The sequence below is a fragment of the Catellatospora bangladeshensis genome (assembly GCF_016862575.1).
In the GTDB taxonomy this organism is placed as follows: domain Bacteria; phylum Actinomycetota; class Actinomycetes; order Mycobacteriales; family Micromonosporaceae; genus Catellatospora; species Catellatospora bangladeshensis.
Map to the genome: position 1 here is coordinate 99,510 of NZ_BONF01000033.1, position 16,657 is coordinate 116,166.

Consider the following 16,657-nt stretch of genomic DNA (forward strand, 5'->3'; position numbering starts at 1 on the left):
ATCATGAGGGGGTCAGTACACGGAGACGCCGTACTTGGTCAGGGCTTCTACGACGGGCTGGAAATAGGTGATGCCGCCGGTGCGGCAGTTGCCGGAGCCGCCGGAGGTGAGGCCGAGCGCGGTGCTGCCGGAGTAGAGCGGGCCGCCGCTGTCGCCGCCCTCGGCGCAGATGTCGGTGCGGATCATGCCCTTGACCGTGCCCTCGGCGTAGTGGACGGTGGCGTTGAGGCCGGTCACCGTGCCGGTCTTGGTGCCGGTGGTGCTGCCGCGGCGGGTGGCCGACTGGCCGACGACCGGGTTGGCGGCGGAGGAGAAGCCGCCGGTCTTGGTGACCGACGTGTTGGTGTAGCGCACGATGCCGTAGTCGTTGCCGGGGAAGCTGGTGCCGGTCCGGTCGCCGAGCTTGGTGCTGTGCGTCGAGTTGGAGAACCACTCGGTGGCCAGGTCGGTGCAGTGCCCGGCGGTGAGGAAGTAGTACGTGCTGCCGCTGCGGACGTTGAAGCCGAGCGAGCAGCGGTAGCCGCCGCCGTAGATCGCGTCGCCCGCGCCGATGGTCGGGGTGAGCCTGCCCTCGACCTGCTGGAGGCGGGCGGCGCCGCCGGAGCGGGCCACGGCCTGCGCGAGTCCGGTGTAGCGGGCGCCGGTGACCGTGCTGTCCACGTCCACGACGATCTGGTTGGTGACCGGGTCGATCGACCAGGCCGTGCCGACGACGCCGCGGTCCAGCGCTGCCATCAGGCGGTCGAGCTGCCGCGCGCTGCGGCTGACCAGGCGCGGCTGCGCCCCGGTGGCGCGTACCGCGTCGGCGGCGGCGGCGTCGGTGACGTTGACGACGGTGCGCCCGGCGGCGTCCACGTAGCTGCCCGCGGTGCGGTCGTCGCCCAGGGACGCGGCGATCGAGACGCCGTCCATCCCGGACGGTGCCGCCTGCGCGGGTGCGGTGATGCCGGCGAGACCGGCCGCCACGGTGGCAGCGGTGGTGATCGCCAGGACCAATCTGGTGGCCTTCACATGTCCTCCCCTGATGAGGCCGCCCGGTGGGGCGGCGCCTACATCGATTGATGGACATGGTTTCAAGCCGTTTATGTGCTGATCAACGACCTTTCGGCGGGTATGCCGTCACGCCGCCCACGACATGGCACGTGTCACGGGCGGTGTGGCCGGGTCCGCGGTCAGGCGCTCGGCGCCTCGAAGATGAGGCAGGTCGACGTCGCATGCGCGAGCAGGCGGCCCTGCTCGTCGGTGAGCTGTGCCTGGGCCAGCGCGGTGCGGCGGCCCCGGGAGATGACCGTGCCCTCGCAGCGCAGCATGCCGGAGCCGACGGTGACCGGGCGCAGGAACTTCGTGGTCAGGTCCAGCGACGTGTAGCCCGTGCCGGCGGGCAGCGTGGTGTGCACCGCGCATGCCGCGGCCGTGTCCAGCAGCGTGGCCAGGATCCCGCCGTGCACCCCGCCCAGCGGGTTGTAGTGGAACTCCTGGGCGCGCATGGTCACCACGACTCGGCCCTCCTCGGCCTGCACGCTGTCCATGCCGAGCAGGTGCATCACCGGCGGGGCGGGCAGCTCGCCGCGGCCCATCGCGTGCAGCAGCTCCAGACCGGTCATGGTGCCCAGCGCGGCGGCGTTGCGGAGCGGGTCGGACCAGCTGAAGGTGCGGGTGCGCGCCGCGTCCGCCACGGCGCCGGCCGGGGACTCGGGTGCGGTCGGCTCGGTCTGGGTCTGCGTCATGGACTCAGCCTGGCAGCGGTTTGCTGAGTCTGTCAACGAGACTTAGCCTGGAGTAGTGAGACCTACCGCACTCGACTGGTCGACCGAGAACTGCACCGTCGCCCGCGCGATGGAGGTGCTCGGCGAGCGCTGGACCCTGGTCGTGCTGCGGGAGGTGTTCAACGGCATCCGCCGCTTCGAGGAGATGCGCGAGCACAGCGGCATCCCGCGCCAGGTCCTCACCAACCGCCTGCACATGCTCGTCGAGCAGGGTGTGCTCCGGCGCGTGCCCTACCGGGAGCCCGGCGAACGCGAGCGCCACGAGTACCGGCTCACCGAGAAGGGCTTCGACCTCTACCCGGTGCTCGTCGCGGTCCGCGAGTGGGGCGACCGCTACCTCGCCGACCCCGCCGGCCCGCCCGTGGACATGGTGCACCGGGACTGCGGCTCGCCCGTACACACCCACCTGACCTGCGCCGAAGGCCACGAGATCGGCTCACCTCGCGAGGTAGCCACCCGCCCCGGCCCCGGCGCCGTCCCCTCGAAAGGAAGGGCACCTTCTTAACGCTATGCGTAGAGGAAGGGCACCTTCTTAACGTCTCCCGGATACCGGGTCGCCGCGGTGGACCGAAGCTGGCAGCATGGCGGCACGTGGAGCGAGTGCTGATCCTGCCGCCGAGAGTGACCGAGACCGGGCTCGCGTACGCCGACGCCGCCCGCCGTCGCGGCATGCGCGTCGAGACCGTGCACGGCTGGCGGCTGCCGGAGCACCTGGTCGGGCACCCCGGCGCGCACCTCTACGCCGGGCCGCTGTTCGCCGACGCCGTCGGCGCCGAGCTGGGGATAGGGCTGCTCGAACCGGACCCGGACTGGCTCGCCCGACTCCCTTGGGAGCTGACCCGGCGCGTCGTCGTGTTCACCACCCTGGCGCGGGCGCGCGAGCTGGACCGGCCCGCGTTCGTGAAGCCGCCGGACGACAAGAGCTTCCCGGCGCGGGTGTATCCGTCGGGCGCGGCGCTGCCGGGTCTCGACGTGCTGGACGGTGACACTCCGGTGCTGGTCAGCGACGTGGTGGAGTTCCAGGCCGAGTTCCGCTGCTTCGTCGCCGCGGGTGAGGTGCGGGCGGTCAGCCGGTACGCCGTCGGCGGCGAGCTGGACGTGGCGCCGGCCGGCGCCGACCCGCGTAGCGCGGATGCGGCGGCATTCGCCGGGCTGGCTTTTGCGAGTGGCCTTGCCGTGGCGCGGCCGGCCTGCCTCGGCACGACCGCAGCCGCGGCCACCGCAGGCGGGCCGGACGGCGCGGGCGGGCCGGGCGGTGCGAACGGGCGGGGCGCCGTGAACGGTGGCGAACGGCTCGGGGACGTCGGCCGGTCGGGGTTGCCGAGTGCGGTGGTGGTCGACGTCGGGCTGATCGCCGATCCGGGGAGCGGGCGTCCGGAGTGGGCGGTCATCGAGGCCAACGCGGCCTGGGCCAGCGGCCACTACGCGGCCGACGCCGACGCCGCGCTGGACGTGGCGCTGCGCTCGGCGATGCCGCGTGCGGAGATCGCGCCCGCGGATGTGCCGTACCTGCGCAATCTGCCGACTGTGGTGCGCTGACCTCAGCCGAGCCGGGACGGGCTGGGGGAGGCGGGGCCGCCGTTCTCGATGACGCCCAGGCAGATGGTCATGTTGGCGACGGCCATCGCGGGCAGGACCGTCGCGGCCTCGCGCACCATGACGGATACCTGGAGGTAACGCGGGTTGCCCCGGAAATGGCGGCTCTCCAGCTTCGGCAGGGTGGCCCGGTAGAGGCCGCTCGCGGGGTCGAACCGCAGCTGCGCCTCGCCCTCGTAGCCGGTGCCGCCGAACAGGACGTACTGGGCGACGACCTTGACCGTCGCGTTGGACCCGTCGCGGTTGGTGACCTTCGTGGACACCGTGAACGCGGTGGGCAAGGGCAGCCCGCCGGCGCAGCGCGGGTCGTTGAACTCGCCGGGCGAGACCACCACGGTGCCGATGATCGGCCCGAGCGCGGCGGACGGTGTCGGTGACGTGCTCGCGGCCGGGGTCGGGGCCGCGGTCGTGGTCGGACGCGGCGACGGCGGGATGGCGACGGTCGGCGGGACGGGCTGGGCGGTGCTCGGGTCGTGCTGCCACGAGTCCCCGACGCCGATGCATCCCTGCAGGCTGAGCATGGTCGCGATCGCGAGCGCCCCGGCCGACAGCGCGCGGATGGTGATCACCCGCGACAGCTTAGCGGCGCTGGCCCCCTCCCGCGGCCCTCCGCCCGCCCTCTCGCGCGTCGCCGCAGCGAGAGCCGTCGATCATGAAGTTAGGGGAGCGACACGCCGTCGAACACGCCCATAAGTTCATGATCAACGCGGGAGAGGGGGGTGGTGGGGGGAGAGGCGGACGGCTTCGGCGTAGGAGTCTTCGGCGTAGGTGATGAGGCGGGGGGAGACGTGGGCGGCGGGGGAGGAGGGGTGCCAGCCGATGAGGTGGCGCCAGCGGAGGGGGGTGCCGGCCAGGGGGACCACGCGGACGCCGGCGACCTCGCGGAAGGTGGGCTGGCAGAGGGCTACCACGTTGCCGCCGCGGACGAGGTCGGTGCAGCCGCCGAGGTCGTTCTCGTGGATGGGGGTGGGGGTGAAGCCGGCGCGGGCGCAGGCGGCGGCGAAGCATTCGGCGAAGCAGCCGTCGCCGGGGGTGGCCGCCCAGCGGGAGCCGGCCAGGGCGGCGAGCTCGACCTCGACGGCATCGGCGTAGGGGTGGGACTCGGGCAGCAGTGCGCACACCGGGGCCATGGCTACGGTGTGCCAGGTCAGGCGGCCCTCCTCGGGCGGGGAGGCGTCGCCGCAGGTGCCGATCAGCGCGAAGTCGAGCCTGGCGTCCAGCAGCATCGCGGCCAGCTCCGATGAGGACCAGGACGGGTACGTGCTCAGCTGGGCGCTGGGCTGCGCGGCGGCGAGCCGGTGCACCACGCCGCCGATGAGCGGGCCGTTGACCGCGCCGATGCGGTAGCCGGGCAGCCCGTCCTCGCCGCCGGCCTGCGCCGCCCCGGCGAACTGGGCCGCCTCCTCCTGCAGGCCCTGCACCGCGGGCAGCAGCACCCGGGCGCGGGCCAGCACCAGCTCGCCGAGCGGGGTGGGCCGGGCGCCCCGGCGGTCGCGCTCGAAGAGCTGTCCGCCGAAGGCGCGCTCGATGCGCTGGAGCTGCGTGGTGAGCGCGGGCGCGGCGAGGCCGAGCGCCGCCGCCGCCTTCGTGACGCTGCCGGCGTCGGCGATGGCGCAGACGACCCGCAGGTGCCGCAGCTCCAACCTCACCCGCCGATGCTAAGGCCGCTCCCGGTGCCCCGTGAAGGGCTCTTTCCAGGATGGACGGAGATCGAAACCCGTCGGTAGGGTGCGGGTGGAGCGGGAGGTCGGATGGAGAAGCGGCGCAGGGCTGCGCTGATCGGGCTGCTGGGCGCCGAGCTGGTGTCCACCGTCGGCTCGCGCATGTCCTTTCTGGCCATACCGTGGCTGGTGCTGGTGACCACGGACGACCCGACCCTGGTCGGCGTCGTCGCGTTCGCCGAGGCGCTGCCGTACATCCTGGCCGGGATCTTCGGCACGCCGCTGGCGGACCGGTTCGGGGTGCGCGAGGTGTCCATCGTGACGGACCTCGGCAGCGCGCTGGTGATGGGCGCCGTGGCGGCGTTCGGCAGCGCCGACTTCACGCTGCTGGTGGTGCTGATCGCGGTGCTGGGCGCGCTCCGCGGGGTGGGCGACAAGTCGAAGCGGGTGCTGCTCCCGCCGGTGGTCGAGGCGTCGGGTACGCCGATGGCCCGGGTCACCGCGGTGTTCTCCGCGCTGAACCGCACCGCCATGGTGATCGGCGCGGCGCTGGCCGGGGTGCTCATCGCGTGGCTGGGGCCGGTGGGCGCGATCTGGGCCGACGCGGCGACGTTCGCCGGCTGCGCCGCGGTGGTGGCGGTGCTGGTGCGCATCACCCGCGAGCAGAACCGCCCCGCGCGCGCCGAGAACGAGTCCTACCTGGACAGCCTCAAGGCCGGGTACGCGTTCCTGCGCGGGGAGCGGCTGCTGCGCAGCCTGGTCGGCATGATGTTCGTGACGAACCTGTTCAACCAGGCCAGCGCGGTGGTGTTCATCCCGCTGTGGGTGCGCGAGCATCTGGACTCGCCCGTGGCGCTGGGCTGGATCGGCGGGGCGTTCGCGCTGGGCGCGATCGCGGGCGGGGCGGCGTTCGCGGCGCTGGTGACCCGGCTGCCGCGCTACGCGTCGCTGGTGGTCGGGTATCTGGTGGGCGGCTCGCCGCGCTTCCTGGTGCTGGCGTTCAGCGACGACCTGCGGGTGGCGCTGGCCGTGTCGTTCCTGTCCGGGGTGGCCATGTCGTCGGTGAACCCGACCTACGGCCTGCTGATGTTCCAGCGGGTGCCGCGCGCCATGCAGGCACGGGTGTTCGGGCTGACCGGCGCGGTCACCTTCGGCGGCATCCCGCTCGGCGGCATGGTGGGCGCCTGGTCGGCCGAGACGCTGGGCCTGGACGGCGGGCTGCTGCTGGCGGGCGCGGCGTACTTCGCGGCCACGCTGACGCCGGTCGTCGGCTGGCGGATGTGGCGCCAGATCGACGACCTGAAGCCGGGCGCGGCCCCGGCGGAGCCGCCGCTGTGGCAGGAGTACCTGTCCGAGCTGGGCCGCCGGGCCGGGGTGCTGGACACCGGCCCGGCGGTGCCGGTCTCGGTCACGCTCGCGTACGCCGACGGCGGCTGGACGGTGACCGCGCGGCGGGGCCGGCGCAGGCTGTCCCGGCCGGCCCCGATCTCGGCGGCGCAGGCGCTGCGGCACGTGGCGGTGCTGGACGTGCCGGCGGCGGCCGAGGCGGTGGCGCAGGTGCACCGGGACGACCGGCGGCGGCTGGCGGTGGTGCGGGCCAACCTGGCCGCGGCCGAGTCGGCGCTGGCGGAGCTGCGCGCGGCTCAGTGGCCGGGCGACCAGCCCGGGGAGCGGCCGAGGTAGGCGACGAGCCGATCGCCGGTCGACGAATCCGCGGGCGGCTCGACCATCACGCCGAACGCCTTGCTGGGCCGGTCGGTCGGCCAGCGCAGGGCGATCTTCATGGCCGCCGCGCTCAGCTCGGGGTCGAGCGCCGCGTCGGCGCCGATCGCCTTGGCCACGTCCCACCCGTGCACCAGGAAGTCGACGAAGTGCATGCCGAGCACGGTCGGGGCGGTGAAGGTGCCGTAGCCGTACACCTCGATCTTGCGGTCGAGCAGGGTGCGGTCGCTGAACGCCTTGGTGACCAGGGTGACCGAGTCGGCGTACGCCTTGCGCGGGTCGGCGGGCGGCGTCAGGTCGTCCCAGACCGCCGGCACCGTCGGCCTGCCCGCGGCGGCGGCGGCGAAGCCGCGGTTGTGGCCGATCATGTGCCCGAGCAGCTGGCCGAGGGTCCAGTCGCCGCACGGCGTGGGCCGGGCGAGGTCGGCGCGCTTGACGCGGTTGACGGCGGCACCGGCCGCGGCGAGCGCGCGCCGGTCGAGGTCACGTAGGTCCATGTGTCGAACCCTAGTGCCGCAGGTGGGCGTGCTCCAGTGGTGTCCACGCCCCGTGATGAAACTCGCGGTGTGTCCAATCAGCTGAGTGAGCAGAAGTTGATTCATGCAAGGATCTCAGTGCCCACGATCCGCGACGGGCGTCCGGCGCAGCGCCGCGCCCAAGGAGGTTTCGCCCTGTGAAGCACCCCTCGACCCGCCGGCCGCTGCTCGCCGGCGCGGTGCTGGCCGCGACACTCGCCCTGCTGGCCGGTCCCGGCGGCGGCGCCACCGCCGGAAACAAGGACACCTGGGTCGGCTCCTGGTCGGCCTCGCCCACCGGGGCGGGCGCGGGCCTGTCCGGCACCGGCTTCGCCGACCAGACCATCCGCATGATCGTGCACACCTCGGTGGGGGGCAGCGCGGCGCGGATCCGGCTGTCGAACACCTTCGGCACGGGTGCGGTCACCATCGGCCACGCCACCCTGGCCCGGCCGGACGCGGCCACCCCCGCGCTGACCGACGTGCTGCCCGCCAGCGTCGCGGAGCTGACGTTCAACGGCGCCCCCGGCATCACCATCCCCAAGGGCGGCCAGGTCGTCAGCGACCCGCTGCCGGTGGCCGTGCCGGAGCTGTCCGACCTGGTGGTGAGCATCTACCTGCCGGTGGCGACCGGCCCGGCGACCTGGCACTGGACCGCGCGCCAGGCGGCGTACTACGGCGCGGGCGACACCACCGCCGAGCCGACCGGCGCGACGCTGACCGGCACCCGCAACTCGTGGTTCTTCCTCAGCGGCGTCGACGTGCTGAGCCGCCGCTCGCCCGGCTCCGTGGTGGTGCTCGGTGACTCGATCACCGACGGCAGCCAGTCCACCATCAACGGCAACGCCCGCTGGACCGACCGGCTGGCCGCGCGGCTGCTGGCGGGCAACTCGCCGCACTCCGAGGTGGGCGTGCTCAACCAGGGCCTGGCCGGCAACACGGTCAACCGCGACGGCACCGAGATCGGGTACGCGGAGCTGGGCGTCAACGGCCTGGCCCGGCTGCAGCGCGACGTGCTCAGCCAGACCGGGGCGCAGACGCTGGTGCTGATGCTCGGCATCAACGACATCCAGATCCACGGCGACGCCCCTGACAAGATCATCGGTGGGCTGCGGCAGCTCATCGCGCAGACCCGGACGGCCGGGCTGGACGTGGTGGTGTCGACGGTGACCCCGTTCGAGGGCTTCTCGTCGTGGACGCCGGCGAAGGAGGAGACCCGGCTCGCGGTGAACGAGTGGCTGCGTACGCACCGGGCCGAGTTCAGCGGGCTGGTCGACTTCGACGAGCTGCTGCGCGACCCGGCGGCGCCGTCGAAGCTGCGCGCCGAGTGGGACAGCGGCGACCACATCCACCCCAACGACGCCGGCTACCAGGCGATGGCGGACTTCGTGCCGCTGTGGCTGATCTCCTGACGGGAGGGTGACATGGCCGCGCACGACGACCGCCCGCTGCTGCTGATGGTCCGCACGGGCAAGCGCGAGTTCCGGGAGTACCTGCTGCGCTCGCTCGCCCCGGCGTACCGGGTACACATGTTCACCGGGGTCGCGCCCACCTGGGAGCAGGAGTACATCGACGGGGCCACGGAGCTGGGGGCGCTGCTCGACGTGCCGGCCATGGCCGAGGCCGCCCGGCGGCTCGGCGGCACCCCCGCGGGCGTGATGACCTGGGACGAGGCGCGTACGCCGCAGGCCGCCGCGCTCGCCGCCGCGCTGGGCCTGCCCGGCGACCCGGAGGCCGTCGCGCGCTGCCGCGACAAGCAGCGCACCCGCCGCGCACTGGCCGCGGCGGGCGTGCCGCAGCCGGAGTCGGTGCCGGTCGGCTCGCTGGGGCAGGCGGCCGCCGAGGCGGCGCGGATCGGCTACCCGGTGGTGCTGAAGCCGAGCGACCTCGCGCTCAGCGTCGGGGTCATCAAAGTGGACGGTCCCGATCAGCTGGACGCGGCGTGGGAGTTCACCACCGGGGTCCGGCACGGCGCGCTGCCCGACTGGCGGCCGCAGGTGCTGCTGGAGGAGTACGTCTCCGGTGAGGAGATCAGCGTCGACGCGGCCGTGCACCGGGGTGAGGTGACCCCGCTGTGCGTGGCCCGCAAGGAGCTGGGGCACCGGCCGTACTGCATCGAGATCGGGCACTACGTGCACGGCGACGACCCGCTGCGCCACGACGAGGACCTGCGGCGGCTGCTGCGGGACGCGCACGCGGCGCTGGGGTTCACCGACGGGGTGACCCATACCGAGATCATGCTCACCGCGCGCGGGCCCCGGATCATCGAGGTCAACGCGCGGCTGGGCGGGGACATGATCCCGTACCTGGGACTGCGCGCCACCGGCGTGGACACGGCGCTCGCCGCCGCCGCGACCGCCTGCGGTGTGCCGCCCCAGGCGGTGGCGGACCGCAAGCTCGTCGCGGGCGTGCGCTTCTTCTACCCGGCCCGGCCGGACACGGTGATCGAGTCGCTCGGCTTCGACCGCGCCGGGCTGCCCCCGGCCGTGGACGAGCTGGCGCTGCTGGCCGAGCCGGGCGACCGGCGCTCACCGCCGCCCGCGGGCACGGTCAACGGCCGCGTCGCCTTCGCCACCGCGGTCGCGCCGACCGCGGAGGAGTGCCGCGAGGCGCTGGACGCCGCGGGAGCCGCGCTGCGCGTCAACGGCGAACTCCCCGCCGCGCACGCCTGACCCCGGAGCACAACCGACCATGCCCGACCGCAAATGATCAAAGCTCCCGCCGTGTCGCTCAAAAGCACGGCGGGAGCTTTGATCATGCGGGGTGGACGGTCACCACTCGTAGCCGAGGTGCTCCACGAGGTTGCCGTAGCGCTCGCGGAGCGCGGCCAGGTGAGTGGCGGTCAGGTGGTTGCGCCAGTCCCCGGCCACGCCCCGGCGGTAGTGGCTGTGCACGTCCTCCTGGCCGCGCTCGCGGCCCTTGGACAGGCGGCTGAACGAGAACCGCGCGCACGCGTTGGCCGGGTACGCCCCCGGCAGCCGGTGGATCGGCAGCCGGGGCAGCACCATGCGCGGGTAGGCCAGCACCTTGGGCGTCTCGCGGCGGGCGGCGAGGTTCCACTTCACCGCGGCCCGGCGCAGCCGCTCCGGGCCGGAGCCGTCCGGGGTGAGCAGGTCCAGGTGGCCGAGGATGGTGGACCAGCTCTTCACCGGATCGGCGATGGCGTCCTCCATGCGCACCTCGAGGATGCTCGGGTGGGTGTAGTCCCACTCCGCCATCGGGTCCAGGAACATCGAGCTGAACTCCACCTCGGCCAGCAGGCCGCCCGCCTCGTCGAGGTTGCGCAGGTTGCGCCGGTGCTCCACCAGCGCGGGCCAGGGCAGGCCGCCGACCACCTCGGGATGGCTGTTGAGGTGGCTGAAGTAGCCGGACACGATGATGTCGCGCGGGTCGCGGATCAGGTGGAACGCCCGCATCTCGGGCAGCGTCTCGACCCATTCGCGCTGCGCGTTCGTCATGATCAGCAGGTCGGGCCGGGTGGCGCGGATCATGTCGCCGAGCGAGTCGTACGGCGCCCACTGCTCGGGCACGTGGATCGTGACGACCTTGAGGTCCAGCGCGTACGCCGCCTCCTGCAGGATGGATCTGGCCCAGGTCGACGCGGACTTGTGCCGCCCGAAATACGCCCGAAGCAAGGTTGGCTCCCGTTGAAAGTCCTGATGGGACGCATTGTCGACGCAGCGCGATTGCTGCGTTAACAATAAGTACATCTATCCAGAGCGGATCAGGACTGTCAATGGAGCCCGGTCGATGACCGGACCGGCTCAGGTCGCCGTGCCGGCGGCCGGCAGCGGCCCGGTCGCGGTGCTGCCGCCCGAGCAGGGCGCGCCCGGCTCCGGCGCCGCGTTCAGCCGCGCGGTCGCGATGAACGCCGTCAGCCGCGAGTCGTCGGCGCGGTCCAGCTTGAGCTGGTAACCCCACGCCTGCACAGAGATCGGCGCGTCCTGACCGGGGAACGGGCTGAGCATCAGGTAGTCGCGCGCGGACACCAGCCCGGCCAGCGCCTGCACGTCGGCGTCGGCCAGCCCGGGACGGTAGGTGATCCACACCGCGCCGTGCTCCAGGCTGTGCACCGCCCGCTCCGAGGCGATCGGCTCGGTGTAGACCATGCCGGTGCAGGTCTGCCACTCCATGTAGTGCTCGCCGCCCACCGGCGGCTGCTGCGGGTAGTCCACCGGGCCGGGCGCGTGGTTCTGGCTCAGCGTGCCGGGGGAGAAGTAGTCGCGTACGCCCTCGATCGAGGTCAGCACGTCACGCCAGTTGTCCGCGGTCACCGGCGGCAGCGTCTGCCCGGCCGACGGCCCGGACGGGGCGTCCTCGCGTGCCTGGTAGACCAGGTAGCCGCCGACGCCGAGGCCCGAGCAGGCGCACAGCAGCAGCACCAGGCCGCCCACGAGCCACGGCCACACCGCCTTCGACTGCTGCGGCTGAGCGTACGGCGGCAGCGGCTGCGGCTGGCCGTACGGCTGGCTGTGCGGCTGGTTCTGCGGCTCGTGCGGCTGGAACTCCACCATGGCGGGCCTCCCCGGGACTCGTCTCGCCCCGGCGATCCTGTCAGACGGTGGGCCGGATGTCGAAGCCGGACAGGCCCTCGGGCGTCTCGTCGAAGACCGCGACGTCGTCGACGATCGCCAGCTCGGGCCCCTGCCGGGTCCACGCGACCAGGCGCTCCACCTGCTGCGGCGCGCCCTCGAACACCGCCTCGACGGTGCGGTCGGCGCGGTTGCGCACCCAGCCGCCGAGCCCGGCGTCCCGGGCCAGCCTGCGGCAGGTGTCGCGGTAGTAGACGCCCTGGACCTCACCGGAGATCACAACCCGCTTGCGGATCACCCTTGAACCGTAGACTGGACCGTATGGCCCGGCCAAACGAGGTCGTCGCGGCGGCGCTGCAGGAGTACGCCGATCTCATCTCGATCACGGGAGGCGACCCGTTCCGGGCCCGCACCTACGAGAAGGCCGCCCGGGGCGTCGCGGGCCACTCCGCCGACGTGGCCACGCTGGACCTGAAGGGCCTGGCCCAGATCCCCGGGATCGGGAAGTCCACCGCGGAGAAGATCGTCGAGCTGCTCGGCACCGGCCGGATGGCGGCGCTGGAGGAGCTGCGGGCCAAGGTGCCCGCCGGGGTGCGCGAGCTGATGGCCATTCCCGGCCTGGGCCCGGCCAAGGCCATGACGCTGCATCGCGAGCTGGGCATCGCCTCGGTCGACGAGCTGGTCGTGGCGATCGAGGCGGGGCGGCTGTCCGGGCTGCGCGGCTTCGGCGCGAAGACCGCGGCGAACATCCTGCACGGCATCGAGGTGCTCCGGCACAGCGGCGGCCGGGTGCTGATCTCCACCGCGCTGGCGGTGGCCGAGGAGATCGTCGCCGCGCTGTCGGCGCTGCCGGGCTGCGAGCGGTGCACGTACGCGGGCTCGCTGCGGCGGGGCCGGGACAGCATCGGCGACGTCGACATCCTCGCCGCGTCCCGGGAGCCGGAGCCGATCATGGCGGCGTTCGCGGAGCTGCCGCTGGTCGGCGAGGTCATCGCGCGCGGCCCGGCGAAGACCTCGATCCGCACGAACGACGGCCTCCAGGTGGACCTGCGGGTGGTGCCGCACGAGTCGTGGGGCGCCGCGATGCAGTACTTCACCGGCTCGAAGGAGCACAACATCCGGGTCCGCGAGATCGCCGTCCGCAAGGGCCTCAAGCTCTCCGAGTACGGCCTGTTCCGCGCCGAGGACGACGAGCTCGTGGTGTCGGCGACCGAGGAGGAGGTGTACGGGAGGCTCGGTCTGCCCTGGATCCCGCCCACCCTGCGCGAGGACCGGGGCGAGGTGGCCGCGGCCAGGGAAGGGAGGCTGCCGCGGCTGGTCACCGAGGCGGACATCCGCGGCGACCTGCACACCCACACCGACCTCACCGACGGCGTGTCCACGCTGGAGGAGATGCTCGCCGCGGCCCGCAAGCGCGGTCACCGCTACTACGCGGTCACCGACCACGCCAAGAACATGCCCATGCAGCGGATGACCGACGCGAAGATGCTCGCCCAGCGGCGGCGGCTGCGCGAGCTGGCTGACCAGGGGCGGATGGCGCTGCTGCACGGCACCGAGCTGAACATCGATCCGGACGGCGGCGTCGACTGGGACGCCGGCTTCCTGGCCGGGTTCGACATCTGCGTCGCCTCGATCCACTCGCACTTCACTCAGACCCCGGCGGAGCTGACGAACCGGCTGGTCAAGGCGTGCGAGAACCCGTACGTCAACATCATCGGGCATCCCACCACGCGGCTCATCGGGCGGCGTGCGCCGATCGAGCCGGACTGGGACGCGGTGTTCGACGCGGCCGCGGCCACCGGCACCGCGCTGGAGGTCAACGCCTTCCCGGACCGGCTCGACCTGAACGACGAGCTGATCATGCGGGCGCGCGAGCGCGGCGTGAAGTTCGCGATCGACTCGGACGCGCACTCCACCGTGCACCTGGACGTGCTGCGCTTCGGCATCGGCGTGGCCCAGCGCGGCTGGCTGACCCCCGCCGATGTCATCAACACCTGGACCCTGCCGAAGCTCCGGTCCTTCATCGCCGCCAAGCGGCGCGCCGCCTGACCAGGTCAGGTGAGGTATTCGCCGAACCAGGCGGTGAGCTTGGTCCAGGCCTGGGCGGCGGCCTCGGGGTCGAAGCGGGCGCCGGTGTCGTTGAAGAAAGCGTGGTTGACGCCGGGATAGGTGACGATCTCGAAGGTCAGCCCGGCCTTGCGCAGCGCGTCGCGGGCGGCGTCCCGGCTCGCATTGACCCGGTCGTCGAGCTGGGCGTACACGCCGAGCACGGCCGCGTTCGGCGAGCCGGACAGGGACGCGCCGTCCGGGAACGGGCCGTAGAACGGCACCGCCGCGTGCAGCCGGGGCTCGCCCGCGGCCAGCAGCGACCACACCGCGCCGCCGCCGAAGCAGAAGCCCATCGCGCCGGCCGTGTGCCCCGGGTTGCGCCGCAGCAGCTCGTCGATGCCCGCCTTCATGTCGGCGACGAAACGGCCCGGCGGGGCCGCGTTGAGTGCGGCGGTGGCCTGGGCCGGGTCGGTGAACTTCGCCGTGCCGCCCTCCTCGGACAGCAGGTCGATCGCCAGTGCCGACCAGCCCGCCGCGGCCAGGCGGCCCGCTACCGAGGCGATGTGGGGGGTCAGGCCCTTGTTCTCGTGTACGACCAGGACGGAGCCGCGCGGGGTGGCCGCCGCCGCCCAGGCGCCCTGGAGCGTGCGCCCCTGCGGCCCGGCGAAGGTGATCGGCTGCGTCGGCAGCGGGGTGGGCCCGGCCGGGCCGGTCGGCGCGGGGGAGGGCGATCCGGTCGGGGCGGCGGCCGTGTCCGCCCGCTGCGCGTCGCAGGCGGCCAGCAGCGGAGCCGCCACCGCGGCGCCCACCCCGAGCAGGGCCAGGCGGTGCAGCGCCTCCCGCCGCGAGATCAGCCCGTCGGCGTAGTCGACGACGACCTCACTGGACAGGTACTCGCTGAACTCAGACATCCCTCATTAATACCGCGTCCGCCGGGTGCCGCCGGGGAGCCGGGGGCGACCGGGCCGTACTCGTACGCGGCTTCGCCGAGCCGGGATCGGCCGAAGCTCCCGCCGCGCTGTTTCCGCGGCGGGAGCTTCGACGATGGACGCGGTGGCGCGGGTCAGCGCTCGTCGACGCTGTTCACGAGGTTCTGGGTCCAGGTGACGTGGTAGCCGACGACCGGATCGAAGCGCGGGCCGCCGTCCGGCGGCACCAGGGTGACCTCGCTGTCGGCGTAGATGTCGCGCCGGCCGACCGCCGAGGCGGTCAGCGGGTCGAACAGGATCTCCGTGCTGGAGCTGCCCTCGGTCTGGCGGATCGCGATCAGGCGCCAACCATCCACCACGACCTCGCCCGAAGTCAGGCCGTCCATGCCCCGGAAGGAGCGCAGCAGCCCGGCCCGCAGCTGCGGGCTGAGCAGCAGGTCGGCGTTGAAGTACAGCTGGGCCACCGCGTCCCAGACCAGGTAGTCGGCGGTCCACTTCTCGTTGTCGTCGACGTCGTCGCGCAGCCGGGCCAGCAGCGCGGCCGGGTCCCCGGCGGGCAGCTGGGCCAGCCACTCCGGCGTCGCCCGGCGCAGGTTCGCGCCGTTCTGCAGCAGGTCGTCGCGCTCCGCCCGGCCGGGCTGAGGGTCGGCCTTCGGCCCCTCCGCCAGGTCCCGTCCGTCGGCGAGCACCCGCAGCGCGATCATGCCCTGCGGGTCGATCCACAGCTCGCGGCCCTGGTAGCTGATGCGGGCGGTCGGATCCTCGCCGCTGCGACCGGCGGCCCAGCCGTCGGCCTTGACATGGACGAGCTGCCTGGGGGCGAGCGTCACGGTGGCCGCGGACTCGGCGGTGTGGGCCAGCTCGTCCAGCGCCGCGATCGCCTCCGGAGTGGTGCGCGACAGCTTCGGGTTCGTGCCCCGCTCGGCAGGCAGCGGCTGGTGCGAGGCGAGCACCTCGGCGATCCGCGGCGCGCCGACCTGGCCGTTGCCGCCGCCCGGGCCGTTGAGCAGGACCGCGCTCAGGGCGACGGCGGCGACCAGCGCGGCCGCGCCGACCGGGACGAGCATGCGGGACAGGCGGCGCGGGGTGCGGCTGCGGGCGGCGGTGTGGCGCTGGTTGAGCAGGTGCCAGGTGCGCGAGACCGACGCGTCGGTCGGCTCGGCGGCGGGCAGGTCGAGGACCGCCCGCAGGTCGGGGTCGGGATGGGTCATCGGGAACCTCCGGAAAGCGCGGATTTGATCTTCGTGCGGGCGCGGTGCAGGGCGGACCGGACGGAGCCGAGCGGAATGCCGAGCGCGGACGCGATCTCGGCGTACTCAAGCTCCGCCACGGCGAACAGCAGCAGCACCTCGCGCTGGCGGCGGGGCAGCCGGGCCAGCGCGGTGGCGACGCGGGCCACGGTCCGCTGCGCGTCGACCCGCTCCGCCGAGCGGGCGTCCGGCGCGTCCTCGTCAGCGGTTACGGCCAGCGCCGCCGCGGCGGTCGCCCGCAGCGCGCGCTTCTCGGTGCGGTGCTCCCGGCGCAGCAGGTTGCCGCAGATGCCGTACAGCCACGGCAGCAGGCCGCCGCGTGCGGAGTCGAAGCGGTGGCGCTGCTCGTACGCGATGAGAAAGGTCTGCGCCACCACGTCCTCGGCCAGCTGCTCGCCGACCCGGCGCGTGGCGTAGCGCAGCAGGTCGCGGGCGTACGCGTCGAACATCGCGCCCAGGTCGCCGGGGTCCGGCGGCTCTGCCGTCGGCGGCGGCGGGTCGTGCTGTGTCGTCACGGTCATGCCTGTTCTTGCCCGCACCCGTCCGCCGAGTTCCCGTCCGGCGGCCCGCGCTCGTCCGGGTCTGCGTTCGTCCGGCGGGAGGGTGAGGCTACCGCGCGGAAAACGCGGACGACTGC

The 16,657-nt window shown here is 73.5% G+C and carries 17 protein-coding genes; 6 read left to right on the forward strand and 11 right to left on the reverse strand.

What is annotated here, in order from left to right; translation table 11 throughout:
• Positions 1–12: 12 nt before the first annotated feature.
• Together Cba03nite_RS27070 and Cba03nite_RS27075 are read right to left on the reverse strand one after the other, a co-directional pair.
• Positions 13–1,011, reverse strand: a complete 999-nt coding sequence (locus Cba03nite_RS27070; RefSeq protein ID WP_239126031.1) for a S1 family peptidase — start codon at positions 1,009–1,011, stop codon at positions 13–15.
• Positions 1,012–1,172: 161 nt separating this feature from the next.
• Positions 1,173–1,727 (reverse strand): PaaI family thioesterase, encoded by a 555-nt coding sequence (locus tag Cba03nite_RS27075; protein WP_203751852.1) that lies wholly within the window; start codon positions 1,725–1,727, stop codon positions 1,173–1,175.
• Positions 1,728–1,782: 55 nt separating this feature from the next.
• Here Cba03nite_RS27075 and Cba03nite_RS27080 point away from each other — a divergent pair, with 55 nt between their 5' ends.
• Together Cba03nite_RS27080 and Cba03nite_RS40035 are read left to right on the forward strand one after the other, a co-directional pair.
• On the forward strand, positions 1,783–2,271 hold the full coding sequence (locus Cba03nite_RS27080; protein ID WP_239126032.1) for a winged helix-turn-helix transcriptional regulator: 489 nt from the start codon (positions 1,783–1,785) through the stop codon (positions 2,269–2,271).
• A gap of 86 nt (positions 2,272–2,357) precedes the next feature.
• Positions 2,358–3,305 carry an ATP-grasp domain-containing protein gene (locus tag Cba03nite_RS40035; protein ID WP_239126033.1) on the forward strand — a complete coding sequence of 316 codons (948 nt, stop codon included), beginning with the start codon at positions 2,358–2,360 and terminating at the stop codon, positions 3,303–3,305.
• A 2-nt stretch (positions 3,306–3,307) separates the two neighbouring features.
• Here Cba03nite_RS40035 and Cba03nite_RS27090 read toward each other — a convergent pair whose 3' ends face one another.
• Together Cba03nite_RS27090 and Cba03nite_RS27095 are read right to left on the reverse strand one after the other, a co-directional pair.
• The gene (locus Cba03nite_RS27090) at positions 3,308–3,931 is read right to left on the reverse strand and encodes a hypothetical protein (protein ID WP_203751854.1); all 624 of its coding nucleotides are present in this window, start codon (positions 3,929–3,931) and stop codon (positions 3,308–3,310) included.
• Between the two features lie 132 nt (positions 3,932–4,063).
• A complete protein-coding gene (locus tag Cba03nite_RS27095; protein WP_203751857.1) occupies positions 4,064–5,011 on the reverse strand; it encodes a LysR family transcriptional regulator in 948 nt (315 codons plus the stop codon).
• Between the two features lie 102 nt (positions 5,012–5,113).
• Between Cba03nite_RS27095 and Cba03nite_RS27100 the strand changes: the two genes are divergently transcribed.
• The gene (locus Cba03nite_RS27100) at positions 5,114–6,706 is read left to right on the forward strand and encodes an MFS transporter (RefSeq protein ID WP_203751860.1); all 1,593 of its coding nucleotides are present in this window, start codon (positions 5,114–5,116) and stop codon (positions 6,704–6,706) included.
• Here the strand turns inward: Cba03nite_RS27100 and Cba03nite_RS27105 are convergent.
• Complete coding sequence (locus Cba03nite_RS27105) at positions 6,667–7,242, reverse strand: TIGR03086 family metal-binding protein (RefSeq protein ID WP_203751863.1); 576 nt, start codon at positions 7,240–7,242, stop codon at positions 6,667–6,669. The two genes, Cba03nite_RS27100 and Cba03nite_RS27105, sit on opposite strands and share 40 nt — an antisense overlap.
• Before the next feature lie 176 nt (positions 7,243–7,418).
• Here Cba03nite_RS27105 and Cba03nite_RS27110 point away from each other — a divergent pair, with 176 nt between their 5' ends.
• The gene (locus Cba03nite_RS27110; RefSeq protein WP_239126034.1) at positions 7,419–8,672 is read left to right on the forward strand and encodes an SGNH/GDSL hydrolase family protein; all 1,254 of its coding nucleotides are present in this window, start codon (positions 7,419–7,421) and stop codon (positions 8,670–8,672) included.
• A 12-nt stretch (positions 8,673–8,684) separates the two neighbouring features.
• The gene (locus Cba03nite_RS27115; RefSeq protein ID WP_203751865.1) at positions 8,685–9,932 is read left to right on the forward strand and encodes an ATP-grasp domain-containing protein; all 1,248 of its coding nucleotides are present in this window, start codon (positions 8,685–8,687) and stop codon (positions 9,930–9,932) included.
• Between the two features lie 99 nt (positions 9,933–10,031).
• Here the strand turns inward: Cba03nite_RS27115 and Cba03nite_RS27120 are convergent, their stop codons facing one another.
• From Cba03nite_RS27120 to Cba03nite_RS27130, 3 genes are all read right to left on the reverse strand, one after another.
• Positions 10,032–10,895 (reverse strand): sulfotransferase family protein, encoded by an 864-nt coding sequence (locus Cba03nite_RS27120; RefSeq protein WP_203751867.1) that lies wholly within the window; start codon positions 10,893–10,895, stop codon positions 10,032–10,034.
• Between the two features lie 129 nt (positions 10,896–11,024).
• Positions 11,025–11,774 carry a thioredoxin-like domain-containing protein gene (locus tag Cba03nite_RS27125; RefSeq protein WP_203751869.1) on the reverse strand — a complete coding sequence of 250 codons (750 nt, stop codon included), beginning with the start codon at positions 11,772–11,774 and terminating at the stop codon, positions 11,025–11,027.
• Between the two features lie 40 nt (positions 11,775–11,814).
• Complete coding sequence (locus tag Cba03nite_RS27130) at positions 11,815–12,090, reverse strand: acylphosphatase (RefSeq protein WP_239126035.1); 276 nt, start codon at positions 12,088–12,090, stop codon at positions 11,815–11,817.
• 23 nt (positions 12,091–12,113) lie between these two features.
• Between Cba03nite_RS27130 and polX the strand changes: the two genes are divergently transcribed.
• Positions 12,114–13,841, forward strand: coding sequence for a DNA polymerase/3'-5' exonuclease PolX (gene polX / locus Cba03nite_RS27135; RefSeq protein WP_203751873.1), 1,728 nt, complete (start codon positions 12,114–12,116; stop codon positions 13,839–13,841).
• A gap of 5 nt (positions 13,842–13,846) precedes the next feature.
• On the opposite strand, the gene Cba03nite_RS27140 is transcribed toward polX, so the two are convergent.
• The 3 genes from Cba03nite_RS27140 to Cba03nite_RS27150 all read right to left on the reverse strand — a co-directional run bounded on the left by Cba03nite_RS27140 (position 13,847) and on the right by Cba03nite_RS27150 (position 16,541).
• Positions 13,847–14,752 carry a dienelactone hydrolase family protein gene (locus Cba03nite_RS27140; RefSeq protein WP_203751875.1) on the reverse strand — a complete coding sequence of 302 codons (906 nt, stop codon included), beginning with the start codon at positions 14,750–14,752 and terminating at the stop codon, positions 13,847–13,849.
• A gap of 152 nt (positions 14,753–14,904) precedes the next feature.
• Positions 14,905–15,981 carry a hypothetical protein gene (locus Cba03nite_RS27145; protein WP_203751876.1) on the reverse strand — a complete coding sequence of 359 codons (1,077 nt, stop codon included), beginning with the start codon at positions 15,979–15,981 and terminating at the stop codon, positions 14,905–14,907.
• Positions 15,978–16,541: an RNA polymerase sigma factor gene (locus Cba03nite_RS27150; protein ID WP_203751880.1), complete on the reverse strand. Its 564-nt coding sequence runs from the start codon at positions 16,539–16,541 to the stop codon at positions 15,978–15,980. Before Cba03nite_RS27150 ends, Cba03nite_RS27145 begins: the two co-directional genes overlap by 4 nt.
• Positions 16,542–16,657 lie beyond the last annotated feature (116 nt).

Coding starts and splice junctions, on each gene's coding strand:
- Cba03nite_RS27075 (WP_203751852.1), bottom strand. CDS start 1,727: ATGACGCAGACCCAGACCGAGCCGACCGCACCCGAGTCCCCGGCCGGC.
- Cba03nite_RS27100 (WP_203751860.1), top strand. CDS start 5,114: ATGGAGAAGCGGCGCAGGGCTGCGCTGATCGGGCTGCTGGGCGCCGAG.
- Cba03nite_RS27105 (WP_203751863.1), bottom strand. CDS start 7,242: ATGGACCTACGTGACCTCGACCGGCGCGCGCTCGCCGCGGCCGGTGCC.
- Cba03nite_RS27115 (WP_203751865.1), top strand. CDS start 8,685: ATGGCCGCGCACGACGACCGCCCGCTGCTGCTGATGGTCCGCACGGGC.
- Cba03nite_RS27125 (WP_203751869.1), bottom strand. CDS start 11,774: ATGGTGGAGTTCCAGCCGCACGAGCCGCAGAACCAGCCGCACAGCCAG.
- polX (WP_203751873.1), top strand. CDS start 12,114: ATGGCCCGGCCAAACGAGGTCGTCGCGGCGGCGCTGCAGGAGTACGCC.
- Cba03nite_RS27140 (WP_203751875.1), bottom strand. CDS start 14,752: ATGTCTGAGTTCAGCGAGTACCTGTCCAGTGAGGTCGTCGTCGACTAC.
- Cba03nite_RS27145 (WP_203751876.1), bottom strand. CDS start 15,981: ATGACCCATCCCGACCCCGACCTGCGGGCGGTCCTCGACCTGCCCGCC.
- Cba03nite_RS27150 (WP_203751880.1), bottom strand. CDS start 16,541: ATGACCGTGACGACACAGCACGACCCGCCGCCGCCGACGGCAGAGCCG.